The sequence below is a fragment of the Streptomyces sp. PH10-H1 genome (genome assembly GCF_030063355.1).
Classification (GTDB): domain Bacteria; phylum Actinomycetota; class Actinomycetes; order Streptomycetales; family Streptomycetaceae; genus Actinacidiphila.
In genome coordinates this window covers 23,619-37,049 of sequence record NZ_JASISZ010000011.1, presented here as the reverse complement: position 1 = coordinate 37,049, position 13,431 = coordinate 23,619, and the positions used below count along the sequence as shown (strand labels likewise).

Annotated in this window: 11 protein-coding genes and 1 pseudogene; 4 read left to right on the top strand and 8 right to left on the bottom strand. The window is 71.8% G+C overall.

What is annotated here, in order from left to right:
• Entirely contained in the window at positions 1-852 is an 852-nt protein-coding gene (locus tag QMK24_RS09845) for an SCO6745 family protein (RefSeq protein WP_283464990.1), read from the top strand.
• A gap of 252 nt (positions 853-1,104) precedes the next feature.
• Here the strand turns inward: QMK24_RS09845 and QMK24_RS09840 are convergent, their stop codons facing one another.
• The 3 genes from QMK24_RS09840 to trxA all read right to left on the bottom strand — a co-directional run bounded on the left by QMK24_RS09840 (position 1,105) and on the right by trxA (position 5,045).
• Positions 1,105-2,829, bottom strand: coding sequence for a bifunctional 3'-5' exonuclease/DNA polymerase (locus QMK24_RS09840; RefSeq protein ID WP_283464988.1), 1,725 nt, complete (start codon positions 2,827-2,829; stop codon positions 1,105-1,107).
• A 38-nt stretch (positions 2,830-2,867) separates the two neighbouring features.
• Positions 2,868-4,598, bottom strand: a complete 1,731-nt coding sequence (locus QMK24_RS09835; RefSeq protein ID WP_283464987.1) for an AMP-binding protein — start codon at positions 4,596-4,598, stop codon at positions 2,868-2,870.
• Between the two features lie 78 nt (positions 4,599-4,676).
• Entirely contained in the window at positions 4,677-5,045 is a 369-nt protein-coding gene (gene trxA / locus QMK24_RS09830; RefSeq protein ID WP_283464986.1) for a thioredoxin, read from the bottom strand.
• Positions 5,046-5,333: 288 nt separating this feature from the next.
• Here trxA and QMK24_RS09825 point away from each other — a divergent pair, with 288 nt between their 5' ends.
• Positions 5,334-5,549, top strand: a complete 216-nt coding sequence (locus QMK24_RS09825) for a hypothetical protein (RefSeq protein ID WP_283464985.1) — start codon at positions 5,334-5,336, stop codon at positions 5,547-5,549.
• Positions 5,550-5,592: 43 nt separating this feature from the next.
• Here the strand turns inward: QMK24_RS09825 and QMK24_RS09820 are convergent, their stop codons facing one another.
• The 5 genes and pseudogenes from QMK24_RS09820 to QMK24_RS09805 form a co-directional block, all read right to left on the bottom strand.
• On the bottom strand, positions 5,593-6,459 hold the full coding sequence (locus tag QMK24_RS09820; protein WP_283464984.1) for a nuclease: 867 nt from the start codon (positions 6,457-6,459) through the stop codon (positions 5,593-5,595).
• 280 nt (positions 6,460-6,739) lie between these two features.
• Positions 6,740-7,933 (bottom strand): IS110 family RNA-guided transposase, encoded by a 1,194-nt coding sequence (locus tag QMK24_RS09815; RefSeq protein WP_283464983.1) that lies wholly within the window; start codon positions 7,931-7,933, stop codon positions 6,740-6,742.
• A 135-nt stretch (positions 7,934-8,068) separates the two neighbouring features.
• On the bottom strand, positions 8,069-8,416 hold the full coding sequence (locus QMK24_RS41755; RefSeq protein ID WP_502989143.1) for a group II intron maturase-specific domain-containing protein: 348 nt from the start codon (positions 8,414-8,416) through the stop codon (positions 8,069-8,071).
• 84 nt (positions 8,417-8,500) lie between these two features.
• Positions 8,501-9,037 (bottom strand): annotated as a pseudogene (locus QMK24_RS41750) (reverse transcriptase/maturase family protein); the annotation flags it as partial.
• Positions 9,038-9,052: 15 nt separating this feature from the next.
• Entirely contained in the window at positions 9,053-9,292 is a 240-nt protein-coding gene (locus tag QMK24_RS09805) for a hypothetical protein (RefSeq protein ID WP_283464981.1), read from the bottom strand.
• Positions 9,293-9,794: 502 nt separating this feature from the next.
• On the opposite strand from QMK24_RS09805, the gene QMK24_RS09800 reads away from it, so the two are divergent.
• Entirely contained in the window at positions 9,795-11,609 is a 1,815-nt protein-coding gene (locus QMK24_RS09800) for an acyl-CoA dehydrogenase family protein (RefSeq protein WP_283464980.1), read from the top strand.
• A complete protein-coding gene (locus QMK24_RS09795; RefSeq protein WP_283464978.1) occupies positions 11,603-13,411 on the top strand; it encodes an acyl-CoA dehydrogenase family protein in 1,809 nt (602 codons plus the stop codon). Before QMK24_RS09800 ends, QMK24_RS09795 begins: the two co-directional genes overlap by 7 nt.
• The last annotated feature ends 20 nt before the right edge of the window (positions 13,412-13,431 follow it).

The following is a 13,431-nucleotide window of genomic DNA, read 5'->3' as shown; positions in this document are numbered from 1 at the left end:
ATGGAGTCGATGGCACGGGCCCTCTGGCTGCGCACGGAACCACTGCACGCGGTGGTCTACTACGACACGCAGTGCCGCGAAATGGGGCGCTCCCTGGGCCTCAAGGGGTACTGGATGGGCTACTTCGCCACCCGGTCCGCCCCGCTGGGCCCTGCTCGTGCGTCCGTGGTGACCGCCGCGTTCGGTGTGTTCGCACCGGGCATGATCGCCCGCGCCCTGCCCGCGTCCTGGGACATCACCACCCCCGAGCGGGCTCTGGACCTGCGGGCCGACCGGACGGCGGCCGCCCTGCGCGCCCTCGACACCGAACTGCCCTACAGTGCAAGGCGGTTGACCGGACCGCTGCGGGAGATGGTGGAGGGCGCCCCCGCTCTCGCCCGGCCGGTGTTCGCCGCCAACCGTGAGCTCCCCGACCGTTCCGACCCCGTCGAGCAGGTGTGGCAACTCGTCACCGCCCTCCGTGAGTTCCGTGGCGACGCCCACCTCGCCGTACTCGCCGACCACGGTCTCGACGGATGCGAGGCGCTGCTGCTCGCCGCCGCCGACGGCCGGGTGCCCGCGGACTCGATGCGGCAGGACCGCGGCTGGACCGAGAAGGAATGGGCCGAGGCCGGGACTCGGCTGCACATCCGCGGGCTGCTTGGTGCGGACGGATCCCTTACCGAACACGGCCGCGACGAGCGCCAGTTGATCGAGGATCACACCGACCGCCTGGCCGCCCGCCTGCTGCGCCCACTGTCCGACGACCGCGCGCACGCGCTGTTCGCGGACCTCGACCCGGTGGTCCGCCGCATCCTGGCCGGACGCGTCCTGCCGTTCCCGAACCCGATCGGCCTGCCGCGGCCCTCGTAGTGCCGTGACCTGACCCTTCGGGTTCACCGGGTTACGCGTCCTTCGGCCGCGCTGTCCTCAAGCGCCGGACGGGCTGAATTCAAGGCCGTCCAGGGGGCACTCCCAGCGGTAGCTGGGGGAGATTGAGGACGACCGGCCGCCAGGCGGCCCCGGTCGACGCTGCGCTGCGCTGTTCGTGGCACTCCACCTGGCCCGCGGTGGCGGGCGAACCACGCTCCGGGCCGCGCCCGTCATCCCCCTGCGGGCCGCAGGCTACTTGGCGTCGGCGTAGCACTCGACGACGTTCGTCTCCAGGGGGAAGCGGACCGGGGTGTCGCCGAAGACCAGACGGCGGGCCTCCTCGGCTGCCTCGGCGATGGCGGATTCGACGGCGGCGGCAAGGGCAGTGGGGGTGTGCACGATGATCTCGTCGTGCTGAAAGAAGACGAGTTGCGGCTCGGTGTCGATCGCGGCGAGGCGGCGTCGGGTGGCGGCCAGCATCGCCAGCGCCCAGTCGGAGGCGCTGGCCTGGATGATGAAGTTGCGGGTGAAGCGCCCCCAGGAGCGGGCGGCTCGGCGGTCCGTCGACAAGCCGTCCTCGGAGTCCGAGCCGAAGCCGGAACCCGGGCCGGAGTCGGCGTCCTCCCCGTCCAGCCAGCCGGCGGACGGGGTGGGGGAGGTCCGGCCGAGCCGGGAGCGGACCACACCGCCCCCTTCGCCGATGCGGGCGGCGGATTCGACGAGGCCCATCGCGTCGGGGAACCGGCGGCGCAGCACCGCGAGCAGCTGGCCGGCCTCACCGCTGGTCTGGCCGTACATGGCGGCCAGTATGCCGATCTTGGCGCGGCCGCGGTCGCCGCCGAAGGCGGTGCGCGCGATGCCGGCGTAGAGATCGCCCTCGGCGGAAGCGGCGGCCAGCCCCGCGTCGGCCGACATGGCGGCCAGTACCCGGGGCTCCAGCTGCCCGGCGTCGGCGACGACCAGCCGGTACCCGGGGTCGGCGACAACGGCGGAGCGCAGCAGCCGGGGGATCTGCAGGGCCCCGCCGCCGCGGGTCGCCCAGCGGCCGGAGACCACGCCCCCGACGACGTACTCGGCGCGGAACCGGCCGCCGCGCACCCACGCCTCCCGCCAGGCCCAGCCGTGCGCGGCATGGATCCGGGACAGTTCCTTGTAGCGCAGCAGCAGCGCCGCCGCCGGGTGCTCGACCTCACGCAGTACGTGGGAGCGGGTCGACGGCAGCTGTACACCGATCCGGGCGAAGGCGGGCAGCACCTGGGCGGGGGAGTCGGGGTTGACCGAGCTGCCGAGGGCCTCCTGGACCCGGGCGGCGAGTTCGCCCAGCAGCTTGGGCCGGGCGCCGCCGGCCGGGCGGGGGCCCAGCAGTCCGGTCAGGAGTTCATCGTGCACCGCGGCGCTCCACGGCAGACCGCCCCGGCCCATCTCGGCGGCGGCCAGCGAGGCCGCCGACTCGGCGGCGCACAGCAGCCGCATCCGGGCCGGGTGCTCGCCCTCCGTGAGGCGGCGCTGCTGCTCGGCGTGGACGGCGACCACGGCGGCCAGCGGGTCGGCGTCCGGCGGCAGGTGGTGGCGGTCGGCCGCGAAGAGCACCGGCTGATCGTCGGCGGCGCCCTCCCGCGCGTCCTCGGGGACCGGCAGATCCTTGAGCCGTGCCCAGGCGGCGCCGAGCGACCGCGGCTGCCCGTGCCGGCCGTCGCGGCCGAGCAGCAGTGACTCGACGAGTTTCAGATCGTGGCAGCGGGCCGGCCGCACCGGCAGCCGGTCGAGCAGCCGCGGATACAGGTCCTCCGTGGCCGCCCACACCCAGCGCGGCGCTCCCGACGCCTCCCGGGCCCCGATGGCCGCGGCAAGGTCGCCCACCCGCTCGGCCGGCCCGGCCGCAGCCCCGTCCTCGCCCAGCGGCAGCAGCCGCCCCCCGAACCCCACAGGGTCGGGCGCGACGGCGACGCGCGGCACGGAGGTGAGAGGAGTGGTCACGGCTCGAGAGTAGAGGGAGCCACTGACAATGCCGCCGGTCAGCGGTCCAGGAGGGCGTCGCGGTTCTGTGCGCGGTACTGGTCGAGCAGGGTCAGCCGGTCCTCGGCGGTGAAGGGGCGGTACGCCGTGCCGCAGGGGCCGGCGTCCGGTGGGGACCACCAGACGGGGTCGTCGCAGCGGAAGCCCGTGCGGCGCAGGCCCACGCGGTGCACCTTGTTGGTGGCGGTGACCGGCATCCGGGCGGTGACGCGGACGAAGCGCGGCGGCATCTTGGTGCCGAGATCCGGCTGGGCGGCGAGGAAGGCGGCGAAGGCGGCCGGATCGAAGGCGGCGCCCTCGCGCAGGGCGACGGTGGCCATCACCTGGTCGCCGGCCACCGGGTCGGGAACGGCGTAGACGGCGGCGGAGGCTGCGTCCGGGTAGCGGGCGAGGATGTTCTCGATGACCGCGGCGGCGAGGTTCTCGCTGTCGACGCGCAGCCGGTCGTCGCTGCGTCCGGCGAAGTGGAAGAACCCGTCGGTGTCGCGGAAGAACAGGTCGCCGGTCCAGTACCAGTTGTCCCGCAGCCGGGCGGCGACCGCCTGTTCGTTCTTCCAGTAGCCCTCGAACAGGCTCCGGCCGCGATTCACCAGCTCGCCGATCGCCTCGTCGCCGTTGAGCAGGCGGCCGTCGGCGTCGAAGGCGGCGCGCGGGCGTTCCCGGCCGGTGCCGGGGTCCACGACGGCGAGGTCCGCGCCGGGGGCGGCGCGGCCGATGGCGCCGGGCGGCGTGCCGGGGGAGCGCTGGATGGCGGCGCCGCCTTCGGAGGAGCCGTAGCCCTCGATGAGGGGGGCGCCGAATCGGGCCGCGAAGCGGACGGCGTCGACGGCCCCGGCCTCGGTGCCGAAGCCGTGCCGCAGCGGGTGGTCGTGGTCGTCGGGGCGTTCGGGGGTGGAGAGCAGGAACTGCACGGCGCGGCCGACGTAGGTGAAGTACGTGGCGCCGTAAGCCCGTACGTCGGGCAGGAAGCCGGAGGCGGAGAATTTGCGGCGCAGTGCGATGGCGGCGCCTCCGGCCAGCGCGGGGGCCCAGTTGGCCATGACGGCGTTGCCGTGGAACAGCGGCATGCAGATGTAGTGGACGTCCTCGGGCACCACGTCCAGGAAGTCCACCAGGGCCTGGCCCGCGTGGGCCAGCCGTCCCTGTGAGCAGATCACCGCCTTCGGGGCGCCGGTCGAGCCGGAGGTGAAGTACAGCAGCATCCGGGTCCCGGGCGTGACGCCGGGCGCGGGTTCCGGCTCGGCGTCCGCGTAGGGGGCGAGCAGCGCGGTGTAGGCGGGGTCGTCGACGACGAGGATGCGGTCCGCGGAGAGCAGCGGGCCCAGGTCGAGGCCGTCGAGCAGCGGCAGATGGGCGCGCTCGGTGATCAGCAGGGCGCACTCGGTGTGGGTGATGTCGCGGGCCAGCTCCGGGCCGCGCCGGGTCGGGTTGACGCCGACCACGGCGGCTCCGGCTAGCGCGGCGGCGCCCAGCCACAGGGGGTATTCGGGGACGTTGTCCAGCAGGACGCCGATGTGCGGCGCCGCGCCGGGCGGCAGCAGGTCGTGCAGCAGCGCGGCGCGGGCCGCCGACCGGACGGCAGCCTCATGGTGGGTGAGGACCAGTTCGCCGGACTTGAGGCCCGGCCGGTGGTCCTTCCATCGCGCGCGCACCAGCTCCGCGACCGTGGTTCCGGCCGCACCGCCGGCGTCCGAGGCGGGTGTGGCCCCTGCCGCGTGCGTGCTCCCCATCGCCGCCTCCCGTCCGTGGACAGCAAGCGGCACCATAACTGACTATGCGTCAGGTAGGGAAGGGGTGGTCGGGCGCGGTCAGGAACCCTGCTGGGACTGCGCGACCGACTTGCGGACCTCGTCCATGTCCAGCGCGCGCGCCTGGCCGATCACATCGTCCAGCGCGGCCGCGGGCAGTGCACCGGGCTGCGCGAAGACGGCGACGCGGTCCCGCACGATCATCAGCGTCGGGATCGACTGGATGTCGAACGAGGCGGCCAGCTCGGGCTGCGCCTCCGTGTCGACCTTCGCGAAGACCAGGTCCGGGTTCGACGCGGCGGCCTTCTCGTAGACCGGGGCGAACATCCGGCACGGTCCGCACCAGGCGGCCCAGAAGTCGATGAGGACGAAGTCGTTCCCCGTCACGACCTCGTCGAAGTTTTCCTTGGTCAGCTCCACAGTGGCCAATGCTCACACTCTCCCTGATCAGCGGTCTCTCGGTCCAACGGACCCGGTGGGCCCGATATTCCAACCGTGTGGGGCGGCGGCCGGGGTGTCGTGACCTGTCATTCCCCCCCGTCCTGCCCCGTACAGCACAGCACAGCACAGCACGGAACGGGGCAGGACGGGTCGCGGTAGTGATCTTGCTGCGCATAACGGAGAGTGCCGGGGCGATATTCCGGCGGCTTCACTCATCCGGGTGGTGGGGAGGCCGGGTGCAGTGGCGATCCGCGGGCGGGTCTCGTTGACCGGGGCATGGGAACGACGGAGTGGACCTGGCACAGCGGCGGCGCGGCCGAGGAGACGCCCTGGCGCGGCGTCCGGGGTGGAACGGTTCTGCACGGGACGGATGTCCCGGTCTACGCCGCCCTGGCCGACCAGTGGCGGTCGGCCGGGCGGATGGTACCGGGACAGATCGATACGGAGTGGGCCGAGCTGGTCGGCCGCATCCCGCGGTTGACAGGCGTGTAACGGGGGGCGTAACGGCGGCGGGGGGCGCCGGGGGCGGCCCCCGTCAGCCCTCGTCGAAGACCAGGTCCTCGGGCGGCCGGTTCATGCGCACCGTCTGGCCGGAGACCTCCACCACCGTCTCGAAGCCGGTGTACTGGCCGCGGGACACGATCAGCACCCGGTCACCGCGCTGGTTCAGGTATGCGGAGAAGCCGGCCAGCGACGGGTCGCCCGCGCCCAGCGCCAGGTAGTCGGCCAGCCGGCGGAACAGCTTGGGCATGATCACGGACACCGAGGTGAGCGACTCCACCCCGTCGATCCGCGCCCCCGACTGGGTGACGTCCTGCGACCACAGCCCGGCGCCCTTGGACCTGGCCCCGTCCACCGCCGCGGTCAGCGCCTGCCGCAGGTCCACGTACAGGTTCCGGTAATACGTCGGATAGGCCATGCCCTCCGCGACCTGGTGGAAGTTGGCCGTTTCCTCCAGCAGCGCGGCCTCGACCCGGATCCGATGGCCGCTGGTGCCCGGCGCCGCGCCCTTGCCGAGCAGGGCCACGCACCGGCCGTACAGGTCCGCGCCCCGGGTGAGGAGGTAGCCGGGCAGCTGCGCGGGCTCGGCCGCGGTCACGGTGCCGCGCCCGTCGCGGGTGACCCCGGTGAAGCCCAGCCAGGACAGCAGCTCCGCCGCGGCCTGGTCGGCGTAGGGCGCGGGCTGGTGCAGTTCATGGCCGTGCACGGGTATGTAGTGGGTCTCCAGCGCGTCGATCGCGTCCAGCCGCAGCTGGGCACCGCCCGCATGGTTGCGCTGCACCTTGTGCAGCCCTTCGATCAGGTCCCATTGGGCCGGATCCGTGGGGTAGAAGCGGATGGAGTCCCCGTCGGGACGGGCTCCGGTGATCCGGTACGTGCCCTCGATGACGAGCATGGGCATGGCGACGCCTCCTCAGCGTGTCCACATGTCCGCCGAATCGGCGCGGCCTGGATCTGCCGCGGGCTGTCAGCGGATCTCAGCGGATGTCCCGCGCGGCCCCCTTGTTCCCAGCGTGACCCAAAAGGAGCTGCGGCACCGGAATGCGGTTGGTAACGGCAGGCTGAATTCTTCTCATCAACCCAGAGCGTGGACGGCCCCTTGAGCTGGATTCGAGGGCCGGTGCACATCCTCGGACGCATCGCCCGGAGTGACCCGGAAGACATCTCACGTGACTAAGAAGTCAAGCCGCAACGGCCGGTTCCGCTGATGGGGAGGTGAAAGCATGCTGCTCGTCGAAGAGCTGCCCGCTCTGGAGGCAGTGGTAGAGCTGGCCGAACATGCGGTTGAACAGGTTCCTCTGGGCCTGGGCATGCCAGTCGCCCCGCTCGCGCCGTCGGCGGTAGTGCGCGTCGGCTCCGGGCGAGGCCCGCAGGGCGGAGAAGGCCCACAGGAAGCCCGCGCTGATCAGCCGATCGTTCTTGATGAATCGACGTCCGACGAACCTCTTCTTCCCCGAGGCACGGGTGATAGGTGCCGAACCCGCGTATGCCTTCAGTCCGCGAGCGTCGGCGAAGCGGCTGCGGTCGTCTCCGATCTCGGCGAGCACCCGGGCGGCGAGTTGCACTCCCAGGCCGGGGAAGCTGAGGAGGATCTCAGCGTCCGGGTGCCGGCGAAAATGCTCCTCCACCGCCGTCGCGAGTTCCTCGGCGGCCAGGCAGGCAGCGTTCAACTGGCGTATCAATGCGAGAAGTTGCTGCCCCATGGCGTCCTCGACAGCTTGCGGCTGGTGGGCGTAGTCGCCGCGGAGGACCGCCCGCAGGCGGTCGGCCGCGGCGTCGATGCCGCGGGTGCGGCCGGCTCGTTTGAGCGCGGCCCGCAGCTGGGTCGGGGTCAGCCTTGCGGCTCTGGCCGGGGTCGGCGCCGTGGCCAGCACCGCGCGGGCCTCGGGACGGGCCAGACCGAACTGCTTTCCCAGGAAGGCGTCGAGGGCGGCGGGGTAGTACTCACGCAGCAGCGAGCGGACCTGGTTGACCAGTTGCTGACGCGCCCAGACCGCGTCCTGCTGGGCACGGGCGAGCACGGCGACGGCACGGGCAAGATCACTGTCGGCGGGCAGTCGGCGGTGCGCGTGCCGGTCGGTGCGCAGGATGTTCGCCAGGACCAGGGCGTCGCCGGGGTCGGACTTCTTGCGGGAGACGCTGTGCCGGTCGCGGTAACGTGCCGCCGCCAAGGGGTTGATGGCGTAGACCGGCCGCGTTCCGGTGGTCAGGACGGCGACGAGCAGGCCGCGTCCGGTCTCGATGGCCACCGGTATCGGTTCGTCGGCGTTGTCGCCGTGCTCGGCGAGCAGGTCCGGCAGCAGCTGGTAGCCGGCCGTGTCGTCGGTGATCCGGCGCTTGGCCAGCAGGTGTCCGGTGTCGTCGACCAGGGCCACGTCGTGGTGGGGTCGACGCGGAGCGCGGTACTGGGATTGCTCCCAGCCCGTTTCTCCACGCCGCCCTCCCGAACCGGACGTGCGAGTTGGCCCCGCATCCGGCTCTCCACAAGCCCCGTTGAGCAGGTGTTTTCCTCAGATCGTGCTGGGCCAGGGCGACGGAATGGTCGTCCCCCGAGGCCGGTATCGCGTGGTGACTACCGAGCCCGGGTTGAACAGGACGACGTCTCCGTCGTGCGGCCACCATCCGCCGTCGCAGTAGCGGCGACGGAGCTCTCTCCACCCGGTGCCGAGGTGTTTGCGCCGGAGCCACCCGAAGACCTGACGCCAGACGATCATGCGCAGGTATTGGAAGGCCCGGGCGGACACCCCGGGGCGGAAGTAGGCGGTCCAGCCCCGCAGCACCTGGTTGAGCCGGTGCAGCAGGACTGCCAGCGGCAGGCTGACGTTCATCCGGCAGAGCCCCTTCGTTCTGGCCTTGATGGACCGAAGTGCCTTCTTGGCCGGATAGTTGTAGACGTACTGCCGGTCGGTTCCCCGCTTCTTGTGACGCTGGATGCGCCAGCCGAGGAAGTCGAGGCCCTCGTCGATGTGCGTGATCAGTGTCTTCTCCTCCGAGAGCCGCAAGCCGACGGTGGAGAGGACTTCCGCCACTTCTGGAAGCAGTTCCTCGGTGTGGGCTCGGGTGCCCGACACCAGAATGACGAAGTCATCCGTGTATCGGATCAACCGGTAGTTGGACAGCCCCTTCTGGCGTCGTGTCCACCGTTGCTTCGTCGTGGACTGCGACCCGCCGGGAGCCTTGACGAAGTGCTCGTCCAGGACCGAGAGGGCCACATTGCTCAGCAATGGCGAAAGAATCCCGCCTTGTGGGGTGCCGGTGACGGTCTCCTTGGAGGTGCCAGCCTCGGTGAGGATGCCTGCCTTCAAGAACGCCTTCACCAGCGCGAGTACGCGCTTGTCTCCGATCCGAGCCCGGACCCGGTCCATCAGGGCCGAGTGCGAGATCTCGTCGAAGCAGGCCTTGATGTCGCCTTCCAGCACCCATTCGTATGTCTTGGATGCCAGAAAGCGCGTCTCGGCCATAGCGTCGTGCGCTCGCCGGTTGGGGCGGAAGCGTTACGAGCACGGCGCAAAGTCCGCCTCGAAAATCGGCTCCAGCACCAGCTTCAAGGACGCCTGGACCACCCGATCGGCCACAGAAGGAATCCCAAGACGCCGCCGCTTGCGCGACCCCGGCTTGGGGATCATCCGTTCCCTGACCGGCACCGGACGGAAACTGCGGGACTTCAACTGTTCCCGAAGCTCGGCGAGGAACTGCGCCTCACCGATCCGTTCCCGGTCGAAGGCGGCGGTCATCCCGTCGACTCCGGCCGAGCGTGCGCCCTTGTTCCCCGCAACCCGCTCCCAGGCCATGGCCAGGAACGCGGGGCTGTTCGCGCAGGTGGTGAGCCTGTGCGGGCCACGCGGCGACCTAATTCCAGGACTCTTCGGTCCGTCATCTCACTAGCCGTTCGCGGCACCAGCGCACCGCAGGGGCCTCCGTCTTGTGCAGAGCTCAAGGGCTCGGGACGAAGCAAAGAGATCACCCTGCGACGGGCTCACACCACGACTGTCAACGTTCGGGACGACCGGCTGAGTTTCGCGGTGGTCCGAAGACGCCGGGCGCCACCGTTCTTTCGTAAGGCCTCGACGGACCCGGAACCCATAGGGGTCAGCCCGGTGCCCACGGGACCACCACGAACCCAGCCAATCTCGATAGGCCAGCAGCCCACTCCGGGCCGAGCTGGAACCGCCTACTCACGAATTGGGAACCTGCTGTGAACGTACGAGCGACGTTCCACAAGCCGGGGCGGCGGCCATGGTGACGGTCCTGCGGCGCGCTGATGCCGGGGAAGGCGCCCAGGCGGTCCCCGAGCTGTGCCATCCGTCCTGGGAGCTGGCGGCCCGCTTCGACCGGGCGCTGGGTGATCCGGGCGACCCGGCCACCGTCTTCTCCTACCAGGAGGCGGTCCGGCTGGACGACGCCGAGGAGTTCCCCGACGAGGCGTGTGCCGCGCTCGACGCCTGGGGCCTGGCCGACTACTACGTGCCCGCCGGCTACGGCGGGAAGCTGACCGGCTTCGAGGACCTGCAGCAGCTCATCCGGATGCTGGCCCGGCGCGACCTGACGGTCGCCGTCGGACACGGCAAGACCTTCCTCGGCTCGGTGTCGGTGTGGGCGTCCGGCGACCACGCGGCGGCGGTCCGGCTCGGCGCGCTGGTCCGTGCCGGTGCCCGTGTCTCGCTCGGTCTCACCGAACGCACCCACGGCAGCGACATCATGGCGGGCGAGCTCACCGCAGAACCGGTCGGTCCCGGCTACCGTGTCAACGGCGAGAAGTGGCTGATCAACAACGCCACCCGCGGCCGGCTGCTCAGCCTGCTCGCCCGTACGTCACCGGTCGGCGGGCCGCGCGGCTTCACCCTGCTGCTCCTGGACAAGGAGGAGCTGCCCCAGGAGACCTATCGCTGCCTGCCCAAGGTGCCCACCCACGGCATCCGCGGCGCGGACATCAGCGGGGTCGTCATCCAGGACGCCGTGGTGGGCCCGGAGGCGGTGGTCGGCGGGGCCGGCGGCGGCGCGGAACTGCTGCTCAAGTCGCTGCAGCTCACCCGCACGCTGTGCCCGTCGCTCTCGCTCGGCGCCGCCGACCACGCGCTGCGGCTGGCCGTGGAGTTCGCCCATGAGCGGGTGCTCTACGGCAGACAGCTGACCGAACTCCCGCTGACCCGCCGCACGTTGGCCGAGGCCTACGCCGACCTGCTGGTCTGCGAGGCGCTCAGTACGGTGGCGACCCGCAGCATCCACGCCCTGCCGAGCGAGCTGAGCGTCACCTCCGCGGTCGCCAAGTACCTGGTGCCGACCATCATCGACGGGCAGGTCTCCGCGCTGGGATCCCTGCTGGGCGCGCGCTCCTTCCTGTCGGGCGAGTTCGCGCACGGCAGCTTCCAGAAGGTGGCCCGCGACCATCGCATCGTGGGCATCTTCGACGGCAACACGCTGGTCAACCAGTACTCGCTGGTGGCGCAGTTCCGCTCGCTGGCCCGCAACTACCTCGGGCCGCTGGACCACCGCCCGCGGCTGGGCACCCTGTTCAACCTCAGCCGGTCGCTCCCGCCGTTCGATCCTGAGCGGCTCAACCTGCTCTCCCGCTACGGCAGCAGCATCCTGGGCACCCTCCCGGTCTCCGTCACCCGGCTGGCGGACGCCGCCCTGCTCAACCCGGCGCTCGGCGGGGCCGCCCAGTGCGCCGCGGAACTGCGGGCCGAGGCCGACGCGCTGCACCGCCGGATCGCCCGCCGGATGGAAACGGTGGCGGCCGCGTCGCCGGAGAGCTTCAACGACGCCCGCAAGTACGGGCTCTGCTTCACCGGGGCCGCCTGCCTGGGCCTGTGGCTGCACAGCCACCGCGAGGCGGAGGCGGGCGGCACCGGCGGGCTCTGGCAGGACGGCCTGTGGCTCGAAGCCGTGCTGAACCGGTTGCTGGGCCGCCTGGAGGTGCGCGCGCCCGCGGGCGTCGCCGAGGACCCGCTGTTCGAGCGGCTCTACACACAGCTCACCCAGCAGTACCAGGACGGCAGTCTCTTCTCGTTGCTGCCCTGCCCGATAGCCGAGGGACCGCCATCATGCTGAAGGACAACAGCTCCCGCCCGCAGCCCGGGCTCGATCCGGGCTCCGCGCCGGCGCAGGAGGCAGGACTCCGGTCGGTGGACCCGGCCGAGGTGGCCATCCAGGCCAGGATCGCCGAACTGGAGCAACTGCTCGGCGATCCCCGGGACCCGGACAACCCCTTCGGGCACGACGCGCTGCTCGCCGCCGACGACCGCAGCGAGCTCCTCCCCTTGGCCGAGGACGCGCTCACCGGCTTCGGTCTGAACCACGAGTTCGTGCCCGAGGAGCTCGGCGGGCGGCTCGCCCGGGTGGACACCCTCGCCCGGGTGCTGCGCCCGGTCTTCCGCCGGGACGCCTCGCTGGCGCTTGGCTACGGGGTGACCTCCTTCCTCGCCGCGGTCGCGGTGTGGGCGGCGGGGACGCCGGAGCAGCGCCGCTGGACCGCCGATCTGCTGATGGGCGGCGGCCGCCTCGCCATCGCCTACCACGAGCTGGCGCACGGCAACGACTTCGTCCGCAACGAGTTCACCGCGCTCCCCGACGGCGCCGGCTTCCGGCTGGACGGCCGCAAGGAGGTCATCAACAACGCCGGACGCGCGGAGGCCCTCGTCCTGTTCAGCCGCACCGCGCAGGAGGCCGGCGCCCGCAGCCACTCCGTTCTGCTCGTCGACAAGAGCGTGCTGCCCGCCGACCGCTTCGAGCAACTGCCCCGCTACCGCACGGTCGGGGTCAAGGGCTGCGAGATCGGCGGCTTCGCCTTCCGCGACTGCCCGCTGCCCGGCGACGCGCTCGTCGGCGGCCTCGGCGAAGGGGTGGAGATCGCCCTGCGCTCGTTCCAGATCACCCGCAGCGCGATCCCCGCGATGGTGCTGGCGGGCGCCGACACGGCGCTGCGCACCGTGGTCGCCTTCGCCGTCGACCGGCAGCTGTACGGCCGCTCGGTGCTGGAGATCCCGCACGCCCGGTCCACCGTGGCGGGCGCCTTCACCGACCTGCTGATCTGCGACGCCCTTGCGCTGACCGCCACCCGCGCGGTCCACCTGCTGCCCGGCCAGACCAGCGTCTACGCGGCGGTGGTGAAGTACCTGGTGCCCAAGCTCCTGCAGGAGGCCACCTACGACCTGTCGATCGTGCTGGGCGCCAACTTCTACGTCCGCAACGGCGAGTACGGCATCTTCCAGAAGCATGTCCGCGACCTGCCGATGACCAGCCTCGGGCACGCAGGCACCGCCGCCTGCCAGGCCACGATCATTCCCCAACTGCCCCGGCTGGCACGCAAGTCGTGGTTCGCGGGCGAACCGGCTCCGGCCTCGCTGTTCCGCAGCTGGGAGGGGCTGCCGCCGCTCGACACGAGCCGGCTGTCGCTGGCGGCGGACGGCGACGCGCTCGCCGCCTCCTTGGTGTCCGGGTACGAATGGCTGACGGCCACCGGCAGCGGGGGAGCGGACGCGGCCGCCCTGGCCCAGCTCGTCCGCTCCCTCGTCGAGGAACTGCGCGAACTGCAGGGCGAGTGCACGGAGATGCCGCCCGAGGACCGCACCGTACTGGCCAGCCCGCACGCGTACGCGCTCGCCGACCGGTACGCCCTGGTGCTCGCCGGCTCCGCCTGCCTGAACGTATGGCGCGAACAGCTGGGCGGCGGCTCGCCGTTCCTGGCCGACCCGGCCTGGCCGACGGCGGCGCTCGCCCGGATCGCCCGGCGGCTGGGGCTGCCCGTGCCGGAACGAACCAGGGACGAGGTGGACTGGCTGCTCGGGGAGGTCCTCGACCGGTACCACGGCGAACGCAGCTACGACCTCTACGACAGTCCGCTGGCCGGTTGAGCGGCACCGAGACATACGAG

Coding starts and splice junctions, on each gene's coding strand:
- QMK24_RS09845 (WP_283464990.1), top strand. CDS start 1: ATGGAGTCGATGGCACGGGCCCTCTGGCTGCGCACGGAACCACTGCAC.
- QMK24_RS09835 (WP_283464987.1), bottom strand. CDS start 4,598: ATGGGGAGCACGCACGCGGCAGGGGCCACACCCGCCTCGGACGCCGGC.
- QMK24_RS09825 (WP_283464985.1), top strand. CDS start 5,334: ATGGGAACGACGGAGTGGACCTGGCACAGCGGCGGCGCGGCCGAGGAG.
- QMK24_RS09820 (WP_283464984.1), bottom strand. CDS start 6,459: ATGCCCATGCTCGTCATCGAGGGCACGTACCGGATCACCGGAGCCCGT.
- QMK24_RS09805 (WP_283464981.1), bottom strand. CDS start 9,292: ATGACCGCCGCCTTCGACCGGGAACGGATCGGTGAGGCGCAGTTCCTC.
- QMK24_RS09800 (WP_283464980.1), top strand. CDS start 9,795: ATGGTGACGGTCCTGCGGCGCGCTGATGCCGGGGAAGGCGCCCAGGCG.
- QMK24_RS09795 (WP_283464978.1), top strand. CDS start 11,603: ATGCTGAAGGACAACAGCTCCCGCCCGCAGCCCGGGCTCGATCCGGGC.